The organism is Vibrio sabulosilitoris, from assembly GCF_055391395.1.
In genome coordinates this window covers 3019365-3034913 of the sequence record NZ_AP029599.1, presented here as the reverse complement: position 1 = coordinate 3034913, position 15549 = coordinate 3019365, and the positions used below count along the sequence as shown (strand labels likewise).

Annotated in this window: 17 protein-coding genes; 8 read left to right on the top strand and 9 right to left on the bottom strand. The window is 50.2% G+C overall.

The window, feature by feature from the left end:
- Positions 1-53: 53 nt before the first annotated feature.
- Positions 54-2063: an NAD-dependent DNA ligase LigA gene (gene ligA, locus ACZ5R2_RS14255; protein ID WP_464900004.1), complete on the top strand. Its 2010-nt coding sequence runs from the start codon at positions 54-56 to the stop codon at positions 2061-2063.
- 76 nt (positions 2064-2139) lie between these two features.
- Here ligA and ACZ5R2_RS14250 read toward each other — a convergent pair whose 3' ends face one another.
- The 6 genes from ACZ5R2_RS14250 to ACZ5R2_RS14225 all read right to left on the bottom strand — a co-directional run bounded on the left by ACZ5R2_RS14250 (position 2140) and on the right by ACZ5R2_RS14225 (position 6965).
- Positions 2140-2292, bottom strand: coding sequence for a hypothetical protein (locus ACZ5R2_RS14250; RefSeq protein ID WP_464900003.1), 153 nt, complete (start codon positions 2290-2292; stop codon positions 2140-2142).
- Between the two features lie 71 nt (positions 2293-2363).
- Entirely contained in the window at positions 2364-2822 is a 459-nt protein-coding gene (locus tag ACZ5R2_RS14245; protein ID WP_464902375.1) for an NfeD family protein, read from the bottom strand.
- Positions 2823-2838: 16 nt separating this feature from the next.
- The gene (locus ACZ5R2_RS14240) at positions 2839-3762 is read right to left on the bottom strand and encodes an SPFH domain-containing protein (RefSeq protein WP_464900002.1); all 924 of its coding nucleotides are present in this window, start codon (positions 3760-3762) and stop codon (positions 2839-2841) included.
- A 259-nt stretch (positions 3763-4021) separates the two neighbouring features.
- Positions 4022-4876 carry a tetratricopeptide repeat protein gene (locus ACZ5R2_RS14235; RefSeq protein WP_464900001.1) on the bottom strand — a complete coding sequence of 285 codons (855 nt, stop codon included), beginning with the start codon at positions 4874-4876 and terminating at the stop codon, positions 4022-4024.
- Positions 4877-5179: 303 nt separating this feature from the next.
- The gene (locus tag ACZ5R2_RS14230) at positions 5180-6007 is read right to left on the bottom strand and encodes an SDR family oxidoreductase (RefSeq protein ID WP_464900000.1); all 828 of its coding nucleotides are present in this window, start codon (positions 6005-6007) and stop codon (positions 5180-5182) included.
- Positions 6008-6050: 43 nt separating this feature from the next.
- Positions 6051-6965: a TIGR01777 family oxidoreductase gene (locus ACZ5R2_RS14225; protein WP_464899999.1), complete on the bottom strand. Its 915-nt coding sequence runs from the start codon at positions 6963-6965 to the stop codon at positions 6051-6053.
- Between the two features lie 243 nt (positions 6966-7208).
- Between ACZ5R2_RS14225 and ACZ5R2_RS14220 the strand changes: the two genes are divergently transcribed.
- Genes ACZ5R2_RS14220 through yfcE form a run of 5 tightly spaced genes read left to right on the top strand, consistent with a single transcriptional unit; the run spans position 7209 to position 10091 of the window.
- Complete coding sequence (locus ACZ5R2_RS14220; protein ID WP_464899998.1) at positions 7209-7961, top strand: DUF1538 family protein; 753 nt, start codon at positions 7209-7211, stop codon at positions 7959-7961.
- Positions 7955-8734, top strand: coding sequence for a DUF1538 domain-containing protein (locus tag ACZ5R2_RS14215; RefSeq protein WP_464899997.1), 780 nt, complete (start codon positions 7955-7957; stop codon positions 8732-8734). The genes ACZ5R2_RS14220 and ACZ5R2_RS14215 overlap by 7 nt, the downstream gene beginning before the upstream one ends.
- Positions 8731-9081: a P-II family nitrogen regulator gene (locus ACZ5R2_RS14210; RefSeq protein ID WP_464899996.1), complete on the top strand. Its 351-nt coding sequence runs from the start codon at positions 8731-8733 to the stop codon at positions 9079-9081. Before ACZ5R2_RS14215 ends, ACZ5R2_RS14210 begins: the two co-directional genes overlap by 4 nt.
- Entirely contained in the window at positions 9078-9485 is a 408-nt protein-coding gene (locus tag ACZ5R2_RS14205; protein WP_464899995.1) for a CBS domain-containing protein, read from the top strand. The genes ACZ5R2_RS14210 and ACZ5R2_RS14205 overlap by 4 nt, the downstream gene beginning before the upstream one ends.
- A gap of 57 nt (positions 9486-9542) precedes the next feature.
- The gene (yfcE, locus tag ACZ5R2_RS14200; protein WP_464899994.1) at positions 9543-10091 is read left to right on the top strand and encodes a phosphodiesterase; all 549 of its coding nucleotides are present in this window, start codon (positions 9543-9545) and stop codon (positions 10089-10091) included.
- Between the two features lie 40 nt (positions 10092-10131).
- Here the strand turns inward: yfcE and ACZ5R2_RS14195 are convergent, their stop codons facing one another.
- From ACZ5R2_RS14195 to ACZ5R2_RS14185, 3 genes are read right to left on the bottom strand one after another with little or no spacing between them, the layout of a single operon-like run.
- On the bottom strand, positions 10132-10887 hold the full coding sequence (locus ACZ5R2_RS14195; RefSeq protein WP_464899993.1) for a sulfite exporter TauE/SafE family protein: 756 nt from the start codon (positions 10885-10887) through the stop codon (positions 10132-10134).
- A 31-nt stretch (positions 10888-10918) separates the two neighbouring features.
- Positions 10919-11434 (bottom strand): regulatory protein ToxS, encoded by a 516-nt coding sequence (locus ACZ5R2_RS14190; RefSeq protein WP_464902374.1) that lies wholly within the window; start codon positions 11432-11434, stop codon positions 10919-10921.
- 12 nt (positions 11435-11446) lie between these two features.
- Positions 11447-12322, bottom strand: a complete 876-nt coding sequence (locus ACZ5R2_RS14185) for a winged helix-turn-helix domain-containing protein (protein WP_464899992.1) — start codon at positions 12320-12322, stop codon at positions 11447-11449.
- A 394-nt stretch (positions 12323-12716) separates the two neighbouring features.
- Here ACZ5R2_RS14185 and htpG point away from each other — a divergent pair, with 394 nt between their 5' ends.
- The gene (htpG, locus tag ACZ5R2_RS14180) at positions 12717-14618 is read left to right on the top strand and encodes a molecular chaperone HtpG (RefSeq protein WP_464899991.1); all 1902 of its coding nucleotides are present in this window, start codon (positions 12717-12719) and stop codon (positions 14616-14618) included.
- Between the two features lie 237 nt (positions 14619-14855).
- Positions 14856-15500: an adenylate kinase gene (gene adk, locus ACZ5R2_RS14175; RefSeq protein WP_438460399.1), complete on the top strand. Its 645-nt coding sequence runs from the start codon at positions 14856-14858 to the stop codon at positions 15498-15500.
- Positions 15501-15549 lie beyond the last annotated feature (49 nt).

The following is a 15549-nucleotide window of genomic DNA, read 5'->3' as shown; positions in this document are numbered from 1 at the left end:
CGAAAGGCTCCGTATGGAGCCTTTCTGCCCGATATAGATGGAAATAGATAGTCATGTCTCAAACCCCTACACAACGCCTTGCCGAGCTGCGTGAAACACTCCACTACCACGCCATAAAGTACTATGTCGAAGACAGCCCAGAGCTGCCAGATGCCGAATATGATCGCCTGATGCGTGAATTGCTCGACATCGAGGCGCAGCACCCAGAGTTGGTGACACTAGATTCTCCGAGCCAGCGTGTTGGTGGTGCCCCGTTAGCAGGTTTTGAATCGGTGGCTCATGAGCTACCAATGCTGTCACTGGACAATGCCTTTGATGATCAAGAGTTAAGTAGTTTTGATAAACGCGCTAATGATCGCTTGATTGGCGAGCGTGTTGAAAGCTACTGCTGCGAGCCCAAACTCGATGGACTGGCCGTCAGCTTGTTGTACGAGAATGGCATTTTGGTTCAGGCAGCTACCCGTGGCGATGGTACGACCGGTGAAAACATCACTGAAAACGTACGTACCATCAGCGCAATCCCACTCAAGCTCAGAGGCAACAACTGGCCGAGCCGTATTGAGGTGCGTGGTGAGGTGTTTATGCCTAAAGCGGGTTTTGAGCGCTTAAATGCTCAAGCATTGGAAAAAGGTGACAAGGTGTTTGTTAACCCGCGTAACGCCGCGGCCGGCAGCCTACGTCAACTCGACTCACGCATCACTGCAACTCGACCGCTGAGCTTTTATGCTTACAGTGTCGGCATTGTTGAGGGTGCGAACCTTTCCTCTAGTCACTATCAGCGCTTTCTGGAGCTCAAAAGCTGGGGACTGCCAATGTGCCCAGAAACCAAGCTTGTTGATAGCCTTGAACAAGTTAAAGCCTACTATCAAGACATTTTGACCAAGCGTGATGACTTGCCGTACGAGATTGACGGCGTGGTGATCAAAGTCGATAGCGTGGCGCAGCAAGAAACCCTGGGTTTTGTCGCAAGGGCGCCCCGCTGGGCTATCGCGTATAAGTTTCCGGCACAAGAAGAGCTCACTACGCTAAATGATGTTGAATTTCAGGTGGGTCGTACCGGGGCTATCACGCCAGTGGCTAAACTTGAGCCTGTGTTCGTCGGTGGTGTCACCGTGAGTAATGCGACGCTGCATAATGCTGACGAGATTGAGCGCCTGGGTGTCATGATTGGTGACTGCGTGGTGATCCGCCGCGCTGGTGATGTGATTCCACAAATTGTTTCTGTGGTCCGCGAGCGTAGACCTGAAGGTGCGAAGGCGATTGAGTTTCCGGCACGATGTCCAGTATGCCAATCCGAGGTCGAGCGTGTCGAGGGTGAGGCGGTGGCTCGCTGCTCTGGTGGCTTGGTTTGCCAAGCGCAACGTAAAGAAGCGCTGAAACACTTTGTCTCGCGTAAGGCGCTTGATGTCGATGGCTTAGGTGACAAGGTCATCGAGCAGTTGGTTGACCGAGAAATGGTCGAGACCCCAGCTGACCTGTTTAAGCTTAGCGCGGGGCTGCTGACGGTGCTTGATCGCATGGGCCCAAAATCGGCACAGAATGTGGTTAACGCTCTGCAGGCGTCTAAGCAAACCACACTGCCACGCTTCCTATACTCATTGGGTATTCGTGAAGTGGGTGAGGCCACCGCGGCAAACTTGGCGCAACACTTTTTCACCCTGGAGGCGATTCAAGCGGCAAGCCATGAGCACTTGCTTGAAGTGAGTGATGTGGGCGCAATTGTGGCCAGCCATATTACGGCTTTCTTTAACCAAGAGAAAAATCAGTTAGTTATTGCTGATCTGTTGGAGCAGGGGATCCACTGGCCTGAGATTAGGCCGTTGGACGACGAGACGCCACAACCACTCGCTGGGCTGACCGTAGTACTTACTGGTTCACTGTCTAAACTGACTCGTAGTGATGCTAAAGCCGCGCTGCAAGGCCTTGGTGCTAAAGTCACCGGCAGTGTGTCGAAAAAGACCGACATTCTGTTTGTCGGAGAGAATGCTGGCTCTAAATTGGCTAAAGCGCAAGAGCTGGGCATCGAGGTTCGTACCGAAGATGACCTAATAGATATGCTCTAAGCCAATTGCCTTAGTAGACAAAAATTTAGAGCGCCTTTTGGCGCTCTAAATGACTATTAGCAGAATCAATCTTAGGCTAGCGTTTTCTGTTCACGCCTTCCTGAATGCAGACTGAGTAAGGGAGCTGCTTAGTTTGTGCGCCGATTTTACACTCGACCATCTCGGTTTTCGCTGCATAAGCGCTTGCAGAAAATACCAAGACCATTAACGCGGTGAATAGCGTCTTCATTGGAACCCCTCCTGATTGAATTGAAGCTGCATACTAAGTGTAAGCAAAAAAAACGTAGGGGATCACAATGATTAGCTTTTTTCTTCGATGGTTAGGGTAATGCCTTTCATATCGACAACGATGACCACAGTCCCTTTGTCCAACGGCTTAGCACAATAAGCCGACCAAGTGGTGTCACCGATACGCAGACGATTTACTCCAACCTGCGTGTCTTGCTCTAGGGTCAGCACAGTGCCGATCATTTGCTTGTGCTTCTGATTGAGGTCACGTTGGTCATCGGCAAGCTTGTCGTTACTCAGCTGTCGACGCCACCATAACCATGCTGTTACTAACGCAAAAACCGCAAAGGCGACCCATTGCAGTTGCCAACTCATCGGTATGAAGGTCAACAGGATACCGACAAACATGGCAGACAGTCCAATCCATAAGAAGTACCCTGCAGTGCCGAGCAGTTCAACCGCCAGCAAAAGTAAACCCAGAGCAAGCCAATGCCAATGATTCATGTTCTCTAGAAGTATGATCACATTGATACCTTCAGGTTGACACTTAGGTGTTATCAGTCTTGCTGTGTTTGAACATCTCAGCAATCCCGGCCACTGAGCCCATCAGACCTGAAGCTTCAAGTGGGAGCATAATGATCTTACCATTTTCGGCTTGGCCAATACTCTTGAGCGCGTCGGTGTATCCCTGAGCGACGAAGTAGTTGATCGCTTGGACATCACCTTTTGCAATGGCTTCCGATACCATGTGGGTTGCTTTCGCCTCAGCTTCGGCCGCACGCTCACGAGCCTCAGCTTGTAAGATGGCCGCCTGCTTATCACCCTCTGCCTTCAGGATTTCGGCCTGTTTTTGTCCTTCGGCCTTGAGGATCTCAGCTTGACGAACCCCCTCAGCCTCAAGGATATCGGCACGTTTGTTACGCTCGGCTTTCATCTGCGCGTTCATTGCTGCAGTCAGATCTGCTGGGGGTTGGACGTCTTTGATCTCGATACGAGTGACTTTGACGCCCCATGGATTCGTGGCTTCGTCGACGATGGACAGCAGCTTGGTGTTGATCATATCGCGCTGGCTGAGCATTTCGTCGAGCTCCATCGAGCCCAAAACGGTACGGATGTTGGTCAGCGTCAGGTTGCGGATCGCATGCTCAAGGTCATTGACCTCATAGGCGGCCTGTGGCGCTTGAATAACCTGTACAAAACACACGGCGTCGATCACCACATTGGCGTTGTCCTTTGAGATCACCTCTTGGGCTGGGATATCGAGTACGCGCTCCATCATATTGATGCGATGACCAACACGATCGATGAATGGGATAATCAAATTAAGACCAGGCTTTAGGGTGTGGGTATAGCGCCCAAAGCGCTCAACGGTCCAGTTGTTCCCTTGTGGCACGGTCTTAATCCCAGCAGCAATAAAAATAACCACCACCGCGACGAAAATGGCGATAGTGACCAGAGAATCAACAGGCATAGCAGTACTCCTTTGGTTTTTAAAATGATGAAATGCGGCTGTATGCTCAGTGCCGCCTATGCGGCAAACAAGCAAGCTATACCAACCATTGCATAACCAAGAATATTAGGGAAGAGATAAGGTGAGTTATGCGATCTTGACGCAGGTAATATACCCAAGAACCCCCAAGCTGCCGTTTCAGCATGTTTCGTTTGGGTACAGGTTAATAAAAACCGCCACTGAAATGGTGGCGGTCGGTGTAGTTTGCAGTGTGGCGGGATCAATACAGGATTGAGTACAGCTGACGGCGATATTGCCCAGCAACAGGATTGCCTTGCCCAAGGGCAGATAAGATATCCATAAACACTTTCTTCAGTTCACCGTCGAGGCTGTTGAGGTCACGTGCAAGGAACTGCCACAGCAAGGAAAGCGCTTCTTCATCGCGGTTGACTTGATGATACTGGCGAGCGAGATCGCAGGCGATCTGCATATTATCTGGTTGCTGTTCCAGCGCGTTTTCCAGTGCTTGAATTTCTGGGCTGTCCGCGGCTTGCTTATGCAAGTCAAGCTTGGCCAAGAGGCCTTTGTAGTAGTTGTCTTGATACTCTAACGGGATCTGGCTGAGCAGTTGCTCGGCTTGATCAAACTGTTGAGTTTCGAGCAGGCAGTCCGCCTTGGCCAGTTTCACATCACCTTTGCCAACCCGTGGCTCGCTAATTTGATCTAGTAGCGTGAGGGCTTGGGTATGTTGACCTTGTTCAATCAGCTTGGTTGCCTTTTGCAAGGTCAGCTCGTCTTTGCTTGGTAGGTGCTTAGCCAGCATGTTCTCAATTTCTTGGATCGGCTGTGGCCCACCGAGGCCATCGACGGGTTGGCCATTAATAAATAACGCAATCGTTGGCAGGGCTTGAATGCCAAATTGTCCTGCAATAGCCTGTTGTTGCTCGCAGTCAACCAGTGCCAGAGTTAGGGCACCATCGTAATTTTGGGTCAGAGCTTGGATTGCTGGGATCAGATCCAGGCTCTCTTGGCTGACTGAGGCATAAAAGTGCAACAGCACAGGTGTTTGCATAGAGCCTTCGAGGACTTGGCGGAAGTTTTGCTCTGTGAGTTCGACGATGTAAGGGGATTGCATAGAGAGATCCAAAAATAATGACTAATAATCATTATTTTGGGGAGAGTTAGGCTATTTTCAAGTTAAATTAGTATTGCGAGCAGATAAAAAAACGGTGATTGTCAAATCACCGTTTTTTACCAAAATAATAACACTGTTAAAGTGACTCCTAGCGTCAGCCAGTTGAGCTGATTCAGTGACATAGTCCTTGCCCTTTTGTTGGTTGCTAATAACTTGAGAGCGTAGAATTTAACAACTGAATGTGACGCTTTAATTACACCTGACGGTTTTTTCTGCTAGTTGATGAGATTGTTATTGAGTCGTTTAGGCGGCACGACTGAGAATCGCATCCAGCCAGCGCGTCGGTAGCAAGCGCTTTAGTATCGCAAACACTTTGGTTGGTGTGGTAATTCGATAGCGATGGCGTGGTTTTTTGTTACTCAGCGCATGCAGAACGGGTGCAACACAAGCACTCGCTGGTAGGACAAACCGACTACCCGATTGCTCTTTCTCAAGGCGCAGGATCTGACTTCGGTACTCGCGCGCGTGACGACTGTTCTCTGGGCTAATCCAGCACAGAAAGGCTGCAAGCGCGTTGGCGCGAAATCGAGTGTCGATCGGTCCCGGCTCAATCAGAGAGACGCGAATATTGGTATCGCTCAGCTCAAGGCGCAGCGTATCTGTGTAGCCCTCGAGAGCAAACTTGGAGGCGTTATATGCCCCGCGGTATTTCATCGCGGCGAAGCCAAGCACCGAGCTGTTTTGCACGATCCGCCCCTGGCCATTGCTGTGCATCAGCGGCAGCAGACGGGTGGTGAGGTCATGCCAGCCAAATAAGTTGGAGTTAAATTGAGCTTTTAGTGCCGCAACCGGTAAGTCCTCAATTGCCCCGGGTTGACCGTAGGCCGCATTGTTGAACAGGCCATAAAGCCTGCCTTCGGTGAGGGTAGCGATCTCCTCAGCACAGATGGCTATCGAGTGAGGGTCATCAAGGTCGAGTTGCAGGCAGGTGAACCCTTCGGCTTGCAGCGCCTCAACATCGAGCGTTTTGCGGCAGGTGGCAATCACCTGATAGCCCGCTTGCTTGATTGGCCCAAGACAGGCGCGACCAATGCCAGATGAACACCCAGTAACAACAACCCATTGATTCACAACGCTCTCCTTAATGCTTGACGACCAAGCAGAGCATGACGGATCAGTTGGCGTGTTGCAATAGATTTCTCAATGCGGGCTCGAGGCGTGAATAGCTAAACACAAAACCGAGCTCAGTGAGCTTTTTGGGTTTGGCGCGCAAGCTATCAAATAAGAGGCAGGCACTCTCACCCATGGCCGCCGACAGCGCCCATTTTGGCGTGAACAAGAAGTGTGGGCGCTTTAGGGTTTTGGCGAGTTGGCGACTGAAATGGGTGTTAGGAACAGGGTGTGGCGAGGAGAGATTGAATGGCCCGTGGGCATGCTCGGTTTCCAGTAAAAACACAATCGCTCGGATCATGTCGAGCATATGGATCCACGGCATGTATTGCTCCCCACTGCCGATAGGCCCGCCGAGGCCGAGTTTGTATGGCAGCAGCATCTTTTTCAGCGCCCCCCCATTAGGCGCTAAGACAATACCAGTACGCAGCAGCACCACACGCGTGTTTTCTGAGTGTGCTTTGCCAGCAAGCTCTTCCCACTGCCTGCATACATGGTGGGTGAAGTCGTGTCGGTTGACCTTGAGGCACTCGTCGAAGGGGTGCGCCTGCTGATCACCGTAATAGCCCACAGCACTGCCGCTAATAAAGGTGTGTGGAGGCTCGGTTGAGGCGTGGATCAGGGCCACTAACTGCTCGGTAATGTCCCAGCGACTACGACAGATGAGCGTCTTTTGCTTCTCTGTCCAGCGTTTATCAGCGATGGGCTCACCGGCAAGATTAATCACAGCATCGAACTGATTGAGATCATCAAAATCATCGAGAGTGCTGACGTATTCGATGCTTTTGGCGTTCAGATACGCCAAAGATTGCTTTGCTCGCCCGACATCTCTGGTCAGGATAACCAGAGAGTGAGTGCACAGGGCTTTAAGCAACTCTTGACCAATAAACCCGGTCCCACCGGTGAGTAATATTTTCATAATCCCTCCTAGAAAGACAAGTATATACCCAAGTGACCTCAAGATGCAGTTTCAGCGAGATTTGCTTGGCTGGCCTTCGGCGCTGTGCGGATGATGGTTTAAGATTGTCCATGCACTTGAGAAGAAATACCGACTGCACACAGAGGATGGAATCTTGCTCACAGCGGGGCAGTATTCTGTTTGCCATAGTTGAACCAATAGAGCTTTACCATCGCGAAACTCACCACTGGATTGGAGTGTACCTTGCGCCCGCTGAAAGAACTACTGCTGGCCTGTGCGAGCAGTTTCAAAGATTTATTACCGATTATTCTCGTAGTTGGGTTCTTTCAACTCGTTGTGTTGCAGCGCCCGATGCCCTACTTGCTTGAGGTGACAGTGGGTTTAGTTCTGGTCGTGCTAGGTTTGACTTTGTTTATCTTTGGTCTTGAACTTGGTCTCTTTCCTATCGGTGAGTCAATGGCACAGGCCTTTGCACAAAAAGGCTCGGTTGGGTGGCTGTTACTGTTCTCCTTTTGTTTGGGTTTTGGTACGACTGTTGCTGAGCCCGCTCTTACGGCAGTAAGTAACGAGGCAGCGTTGGTCGCGGCAAAGGGGGGAATGATTGAGAACAGTGAACAGCAACGCGGTAGCTATGCATTCTGGCTCAAGATCACGGTGGCGATCTCTGTCGGCAGCGCACTGGTGGTGGGAGTACTAAGGATACTCAAGGGCTGGTCGATTCAGTGGATGATTATCGGTGGCTACGTATTGGTGGTGGTGCTCACCTTTTTTGCCCCACAAGAGATCATCGGTATTGCGTATGACTCTGGTGGCGTGACGACTTCCACGATTACCGTGCCTCTGGTGACGGCGCTTGGGGTTGGACTGTCGTCATCAATCAAAGGCCGCAGCCCGCTGGTGGATGGGTTTGGCCTGATTGCCTTTGCCTCTCTGGTGCCGATGATGTTTGTGATGGTGTTTGGCATGTGGGTTAATAGCCAGGGGGGAATATGGTGACCTTGGCTACGCTTGGTGAAACGTTTGTCTCGACGCTCAGAGACACTCTACCCATTGTCTCGGTTTTGTTCGCCTTTCAATTTTTTGTCTTAAGAAGAGCGGTGCCTAGGTTGACTCGGGTTGTGATTGGCTTCGTATATGTTGTTATTGGTTTAACGCTGTTTCTGATGGGGCTCGAGGCAGCACTTTTCCCGCTCGGCGATATGATGGCGATTCAGCTCACCTCGGTGAACTTTCTTGAGCACAGTCGGCTTAGCGCTTTTGGGCCGCTGCAATGGTTTGACTACTACTGGGTCTATCTGTTCGCCGCCTCGATTGGGTTTAGTACGACTATCGCAGAGCCATCGCTGATCGCCGTCGCAATCAAAGCCAATCAGGTCTCTGCGGGGGCAATCAGTGTCAATGGTTTGCGCATTGCCGTCGCGATTGGGGTCGCCTGTGGGATTGCGCTTGGGTGCTATCGTATCGTGGTGGGGGATCCTATCCAGTATTACATCATCAGTGGTTATATCGTGGTGGTGGTACAAACTCGATTTGCTCCGGCGATGATCGTGCCGCTCGCGTATGACTCGGGTGGCGTGACGACCTCGACGGTGACCGTACCTTTGGTCGCTGCGTTGGGGCTCGGGCTGGCTTCGACGGTTCCTGGCCGAAGCCCATTGCTTGATGGTTTTGGGTTGATCGCCTTTGCGAGTTTGTTTCCGATGATTTCGGTTATGGGGTATGCGCAACTGACGCAGTGGTTGGCACATAGGGAGAGGGAAGAAAGATGAGATTTAAATTGTTACTGGCATTCGTTGAAGACAGTCGAACCGAGGCGGTACTTGATGCTGCGCGTCAATCTGGCGCAACGGGGGCGACCGTGATCAACAATGCGCGAGGTGAGGGATTGAGTCAAAGGCGCACCTTCTTTGGGCTGACACTGGAATCGCAAAAAGATGTGTTGTTGTTTGTCGTCGAAGAGCATCTATCACGCCACATTCTAGAAAAAATTGCAGAGGTAGGAGAGTTTGACGTCGAATCTGGTCAAGGGATCGCGATTCAGATCGATGTTGAGGATGCCGTCGGAGTGAGTCATCAGGTGGCATCACTGAGTAAAATGGTGGAGGACGAATTATGAGTAGTGACATGAAAGCAATACGGGTGAGTGATGTCATGTCGAACACCTATGTGATGATCGATGGCCTGGCGACGGTACAAGACGGGATCAACCTCGCTCGAGAGCATCGGGTTAAGGCGCTGATTGTGGCGAAACGCAACCCTAATGATGAGTACGGTATTGTTTTGATGAACGACATTGCCAAAAAAGTCTTGGCACAAAATCGCTCGCCTGAGCGAACCAACATCTATGAAATTATGACCAAACCTGCACTGTCGGTGTCCTCGAGTATGAACGTGAAATACTGCGCTCGTTTATTTGAGCGTTTTGGTATCAGCCGCGCGCCGGTGATCGATGACCAACAAGTGGTGGGTATGGTGAGCTACAACAACATCGTCATCAACGGGATGGCGACCCAAGGCTAGGGCTTTTGTCAGACAAAAAAATCGGTAGAATAGCGGCAAAGATGATGGAGAACGACAATGAAACTCTTTTTTGCCTCTGACCTACACGGCTCACTGCCCGCGACTGAGACCGCTATTGAACTATTCAACGCCTCGGGGGCGGACACCTTTGTATTGCTGGGTGATGTGCTCAACCATGGACCAAGAAACGCGATTCCTGAAGGCTATAATCCGCCAGCCGTTGCTGAGCTGTTAAACCAGTATGCGGCGCAGATCATTGCCGTGCGAGGAAATTGTGACAGTGAGGTCGACCAGATGCTGCTGGCGTTCCCAATGATGTCAGACTATGCATGGCTGATGTTGCCGTCGGGTCAGCGTATGTTCTTAACCCATGGTCACCTGTACAACGCCGAGCATCGTCCCGCTTTGCGCGCAGGGGATATCATCGCCCATGGCCACACGCATATTCCGGTTGCAGAAAAGCAGGGGGATCAGTTTATTTTCAATCCTGGCTCAGTGACGATTCCACGCAATCAATTCCCAGCCAGCTACGGGGTCCTCGATGGTGAACGTCTTGAGGTGCTCAGCCTTGAGGGGCAGGTGCTCAAACAGGTTGTTATCGCTTGATGAGTGACGATGTTCTGACGAGAGCCGCTCGCGGCACTTGTTAGAACAACAATTTTAATCCAACCAGTAGGGTTAAAATCTCAAAACAGTTCTTGATAAACTGATTGCTCTTTTTGACCGCAATCATCGCGCCCAAACCTCCGCCAACAAACGAGGCAAGCAAAAGGATTGGCAGCCAAGGCCAGTAAATGGGCGCTCCTGCTTGAACCACCGCGACCCCGCCCAAACCGTTCCAAAATAGTCCGACACAAATCATGGTCAGCGCCACGGCTTGCTTGTAGCTATAGCCAAACCACTGAACCAAAAACAAGGTCACGAGCAACCCTGAGCCCGCGGTCAGTGAGCCATTGATAATACCAATCACAGCCAACCCAAGACCGCCAACAAGGTAACCCAGAGGGTGGCGATTTTTTTCTAGCGTAACCTGGCCCAATTGCGGTTTAAAACGAGAATAGACACCAAGCGCAATAATCATGGCTCCGAGCATCAACTCAGCGACTCTATCGGGGATTTGCACTACTAGATAGGCACCCGCAACCACGCCTAAACTACCCGCCAAGATGACGTATATCATCGTGATGGGGCTACAAGTCTTGGCTTTGAGGTGAGTATAAGCGGCGCCAAGGCCAAGAGCGACTGTGGCGACTTTATGTGTAGCCAGCGCTTGTGAGAAGGGTAAGCCAAGAAAGATCAGCAAGGGGAACTGCAGTAAGCCCGCGCCACCACCGGACATGGAGGCGAGGGTATTGGCCATCAGAGAGCCGAAAAAAAGTAGCGATGCGTCTAACCAATCCATGGTATTAGCGGTCTCTTAGTACTTGCGGTCGTTAATGAGCAAACAACACAGTTGAGCCGTGGTTGAGGCTGGTGAGTAGCAACGACTTCTTATTGACAATATCGATGCGACGACTGGCTTGTGCATTCATCTTAAAGATCTGTTTTAAGATTTCGAGTTGCTGTTCAGTAAAATCAGTCACATTGGGTGTCGTGACGTTTTTGAACTCAGTCGGGGAGATAAGCAGGTAATTATCGCTGATATCCCAAAAACCAGACTCGGTAATATTCATCACCACGACATTATCATCGGAGTGACTGAATAGGCGTACTGTCGCGGCGCGAATATAGCTGCCATTTGGCAGATATTTCACGTTGGCGGTCATTTCCGCGCGAGCGAGAGGACCATAGCTCTGGAGATCGAAGTCCTCAGAAATCAGCGACACGCTGTGTGATTGCCACTCTTTCGAGGTGAGCAACTTTTCGATTTTGTTGTCACCCGGCATCACTAACCAAGTACTGAGTGCTAGTGAGAGTATAAGCAGGAGCGTTGCATGGATCTGTTTCATCATTCTCCGTCCTTATTCGCAGATCTTGGTTAAAGTATTGGGCTCAGAGATCAGTTGTTGAGAGTAGCTTGAACCCGAGTCATCAACTGGGTGAATGTAATTGAGTACCACGAGGTCGTTTTGCCCTCCGGTGGCGATCACCTCGATAGGCGCACTCAGTTTCTGATCGCTACGCTTTTCCATGTAGCGTGTGACACACTGCTCGATCGATGGCAGCCAGACACTCAAATCTGGGTGGTTGATGGGGGCTAATACAGGCGTCTCTTGCAGCAGGCTCAGTTGGCGAAATTGTTGCTCTTCAGGTTGAGAGTGAAACAGAGCAAGCACAGGTAAGAGTATGGCCACGGCCAGTGTCAACATAGTCTTCCACTTTGAAGCCGGACGTGTTTGCGGCTTGCTTGCGACAGATGGACTCTCATCCATCAGAGGCTGGCTTGCAGGCGCTGGCTGTTCAACTGGGGTTTGAGCCCCCAGCGGCGCAGTGTTGAGTTTCGCTTCTACCGTTTGGACAGCGCTCTCCTCACCTTGAGGTAGCGCAGCGAAGACCGGAGCAGACTCAACCGCACAGATAAGTTGATAGCCACGCTTGGGCACGGTTTTGACAAATTGGGGGTTTTTGGTCGAATCATTGAGCAGCTTGCGCAGTGTCGAGATGGCTTGGGTTAAACTCGAGTCATCAACCTCAAAGCCTTGCTCGCGCCAGACGAACTCGTGCAGCTCAGCGCGAGTGACGATTTCATTCGGGCGCTGGGCCAGCAACAGCAAGATGCGGCTCTCATTGCTACCTAGACGAATCGTCTGCTCATCAATCTGATCAAACAGAGAGTTGTTATTTGGATCAAATAGAAACTTGTCAGCGAGTATATATTTGTCACCGAAATTACTCATAAACGTTTACTACACCTCAGTCGACCGCTGAGCGGCCTAAAAATTATGTCGAAGCAGTGGAAATGTTGACCAAAATTAAAAATTCTTCACTGCTCATTGCGTGCGTTGCATTCACGGGTCACGATGGTAAGAATGTGACATTTTTATGTCAAGTGACGATTTGTTGATGCGTGCTTAGCCCATTGGATCTTGTGTTGCGGATGAAAACCTCAAGCCGTATTTAGTTTATTTGAGGATTTTTCGGCGCATAGGATAAACAAAATAGATAAAAAAAACACGCCATTTATAGTTTTTGACCTTGAATTTACTCAATTGAACCTTATCTACAAAGCATCACATGGTATCTGTCATACAGCAGTACCCCAATCAAACAGTAGGACGTTTTGGAGTCACTATGAGCGAAACCGTTACCAACAACAAAGAAACACGCGGATTTCAATCAGAAGTTAAACAGCTTCTTCATCTAATGATCCACTCTTTGTACTCAAACAAAGAGATCTTTTTGCGTGAATTAATCTCTAATGCTTCGGATGCATCAGACAAACTGCGCTTCCAAGCTTTATCCAACCCAGACTTGTATCAGGGTGATGCTGACTTGGGTGTGAAGCTGTCTTTTGATGAGCAAGCGAACACACTGACTATCTCGGATAACGGCATCGGCATGAGTCGTGATGACGTGATTGAGCACCTTGGCACGATTGCCAAATCAGGCACGGCAGAGTTTTTTTCGAAGCTCTCTGAAGACCAAACCAAGGACTCACAACTGATTGGTCAGTTTGGTGTTGGTTTTTACTCTGCGTTTATTGTTGCGGATGCGGTCACCGTACGCACTCGCGCCGCGGGTATTGCAGCTGAAGAGGCGGTTCAGTGGCATTCAGCGGGTGAGGGTGAGTACACGATTGAAACCATCAATAAAGAGCGTCGTGGTACGGACATCGTCCTGCATATGCGTGAAGAGGGTAAAGAGTTCCTTAATGAGTGGCGCTTGCGTGAGGTGATCAGCAAGTATTCAGATCATATCGGAATCCCAGTCTCGATTCTCACCGCTGAGCGTGACGAGGAAGGTAAAGAGACTGGTGAGAACAAGTGGGAGCAGATCAACAAAGCTCAGGCACTGTGGACGCGCAACAAATCAGACATCTCTGAAGAAGAGTACCAAGAATTCTACAAGCACGTATCACACGACTTTGCCGATCCATTGGTGTGGAGCCACAATCGCGTGGAAGGCAAAAACGACTATACCAGCCTGCTGTACATCCCGGCGAAAGCCCCATGGGATATGATGAATCGTGACCATAAATCAGGTCTTAAGCTGTACGTCCAGCGCGTGTTCATCATGGATGACGCCGAGCAATTTATGCCGTCTTACCTGCGTTTTGTGCGCGGCTTGATAGACTCGAACGACCTGCCATTGAATGTTTCGCGTGAGATCTTGCAAGACAACAAGGTCACTCAATCACTGCGTAATGCGTGTACCAAGCGCGTGCTGACCATGCTTGAGCGTATGGCGAAGAATGATGAAGAGAAATACCAATCGTTCTGGAAAGAGTTTGGCCTAGTGATGAAAGAAGGCCCTGCCGAGGATATGAGCAACAAAGAAAAGGTTGCCGGTCTGCTGCGCTTTGCATCGACGGAGTCAAACTCATCTGAGCAAACCGTGGGCCTGGGTGCTTACGTCGAGCGCATGAAAGAAGAGCAGGATAAGATCTACTATCTTACGGCAGACAGCTACGCGGCAGCCAAGAACAGCCCTCACCTAGAGCAGTTTAAGGCCAAAGGCATCGAGGTTATCTTGATGTACGATCGCATTGATGAATGGCTGATGAACTATCTCACTGAATTTGATGGCAAGCAGTTCCAGTCCATCACTAAAGCTGGGCTAGATCTAAGCAAGTTTGAGGACGAAGCTGAGAAAGAAAAGCAGAAAGAGACGGAACAAGAGTTCCAATCTGTAGTTGAACGCACTAAGGAATACCTTGGTGATCGCGTGAAAGAGGTACGCACCACCTTTAAGCTGGCTTCAACCCCAGCGGTAGTAGTGACGGATGACTTTGAGATGGGCACTCAAATGGCCAAGTTGCTTGAGGCGGCAGGTCAAGCGGCGCCAGAGGTCAAATACATCTTTGAGATTAATCCAGAGCACGAAATGGTCAAGCGCATGGCGGATGAGTCTGATGAGCTGGCCTTCGGTCGCTGGGTTGAGGTACTGCTTGGTCAGGCGATGCTTGCTGAGCGTGGTTCACTCGAAGACCCATCGCAATTCTTGGGCGCGGTGAACACGCTGTTGATTAAATAATCAGTCGCAAAGCACTGAATAGTGAGGCACTCTAGGGGTAAAGCTCGCGAGTGCCTTATTCTTTCGTCGTAGCTGGGCGAAAACACCTTTTTTTGTGTTAGACTACGGCACACATTTACGCTGCGGTTATTTTTTAGTCAAGGCGAACATCTACTTATACCGAAACTTATCGTTGCTCGTCGACATCGAGGCAGTGAGCTTCGGTATAAATCGTTTGTAAATACAAGAGGATTCAACATGCGCATCATTCTTCTAGGTGCTCCAGGTGCAGGTAAAGGCACACAGGCTCAATTCATCATGGAGAAGTATGGTATTCCACAAATCTCTACTGGTGACATGCTACGTGCTGCAATCAAAGCAGGTACTGAGCTTGGTAAACAAGCAAAGGCTGTGATCGATGCTGGTCAACTAGTTTCTGATGAAATCATCCTTGGTCTAATCAAAGAGCGCATCGCTCAAGACGATTGTGAAAAAGGTTTCCTACTTGACGGCTTCCCACGCACAATTCCTCAGGCTGATGGCCTTAAAGAGATGGGTGTTGACGTTGATTACGTGATCGAGTTTGACGTTGCTGACGATGTTATCGTTGAGCGTATGGCGGGTCGTCGTGCTCACCTAGCGTCTGGTCGTACTTATCACGTTGTTTACAACCCACCAAAGGTTGAAGGCAAAGACGACATCACAGGTGAAGATCTAGTGGTTCGTGATGACGACAAAGAAGAGACCGTTCGCGCGCGTCTAGGTGTTTACCACGAGCAGACTGCGCCACTTATCGAGTACTACGGTAAAGAAGCGCAGGCGGGCAACACCAAGTACCTAAAATTTGATGGTACGAAGCAAGTTGCTGAGGTAAGCGCAGAGCTAGAAAAAGCACTGTCTTAATCTCTGGCGAGATCTGATATAGTGAAGCGACCTCTTTCAGGTCGCTTTT

Coding starts and splice junctions, on each gene's coding strand:
- ligA (WP_464900004.1), top strand. CDS start 54: ATGTCTCAAACCCCTACACAACGCCTTGCCGAGCTGCGTGAAACACTC.
- ACZ5R2_RS14190 (WP_464902374.1), bottom strand. CDS start 11,434: ATGAAACAGATCCATGCAACGCTCCTGCTTATACTCTCACTAGCACTC.
- ACZ5R2_RS14250 (WP_464900003.1), bottom strand. CDS start 2,292: ATGAAGACGCTATTCACCGCGTTAATGGTCTTGGTATTTTCTGCAAGC.
- ACZ5R2_RS14225 (WP_464899999.1), bottom strand. CDS start 6,965: ATGAAAATATTACTCACCGGTGGGACCGGGTTTATTGGTCAAGAGTTG.
- htpG (WP_464899991.1), top strand. CDS start 12,717: ATGAGCGAAACCGTTACCAACAACAAAGAAACACGCGGATTTCAATCA.
- ACZ5R2_RS14235 (WP_464900001.1), bottom strand. CDS start 4,876: ATGCAATCCCCTTACATCGTCGAACTCACAGAGCAAAACTTCCGCCAA.
- ACZ5R2_RS14215 (WP_464899997.1), top strand. CDS start 7,955: ATGGTGACCTTGGCTACGCTTGGTGAAACGTTTGTCTCGACGCTCAGA.
- yfcE (WP_464899994.1), top strand. CDS start 9,543: ATGAAACTCTTTTTTGCCTCTGACCTACACGGCTCACTGCCCGCGACT.
- ACZ5R2_RS14240 (WP_464900002.1), bottom strand. CDS start 3,762: ATGCCTGTTGATTCTCTGGTCACTATCGCCATTTTCGTCGCGGTGGTG.
- ACZ5R2_RS14205 (WP_464899995.1), top strand. CDS start 9,078: ATGAGTAGTGACATGAAAGCAATACGGGTGAGTGATGTCATGTCGAAC.
- adk (WP_438460399.1), top strand. CDS start 14,856: ATGCGCATCATTCTTCTAGGTGCTCCAGGTGCAGGTAAAGGCACACAG.
- ACZ5R2_RS14210 (WP_464899996.1), top strand. CDS start 8,731: ATGAGATTTAAATTGTTACTGGCATTCGTTGAAGACAGTCGAACCGAG.
- ACZ5R2_RS14195 (WP_464899993.1), bottom strand. CDS start 10,887: ATGGATTGGTTAGACGCATCGCTACTTTTTTTCGGCTCTCTGATGGCC.
- ACZ5R2_RS14185 (WP_464899992.1), bottom strand. CDS start 12,322: ATGAGTAATTTCGGTGACAAATATATACTCGCTGACAAGTTTCTATTT.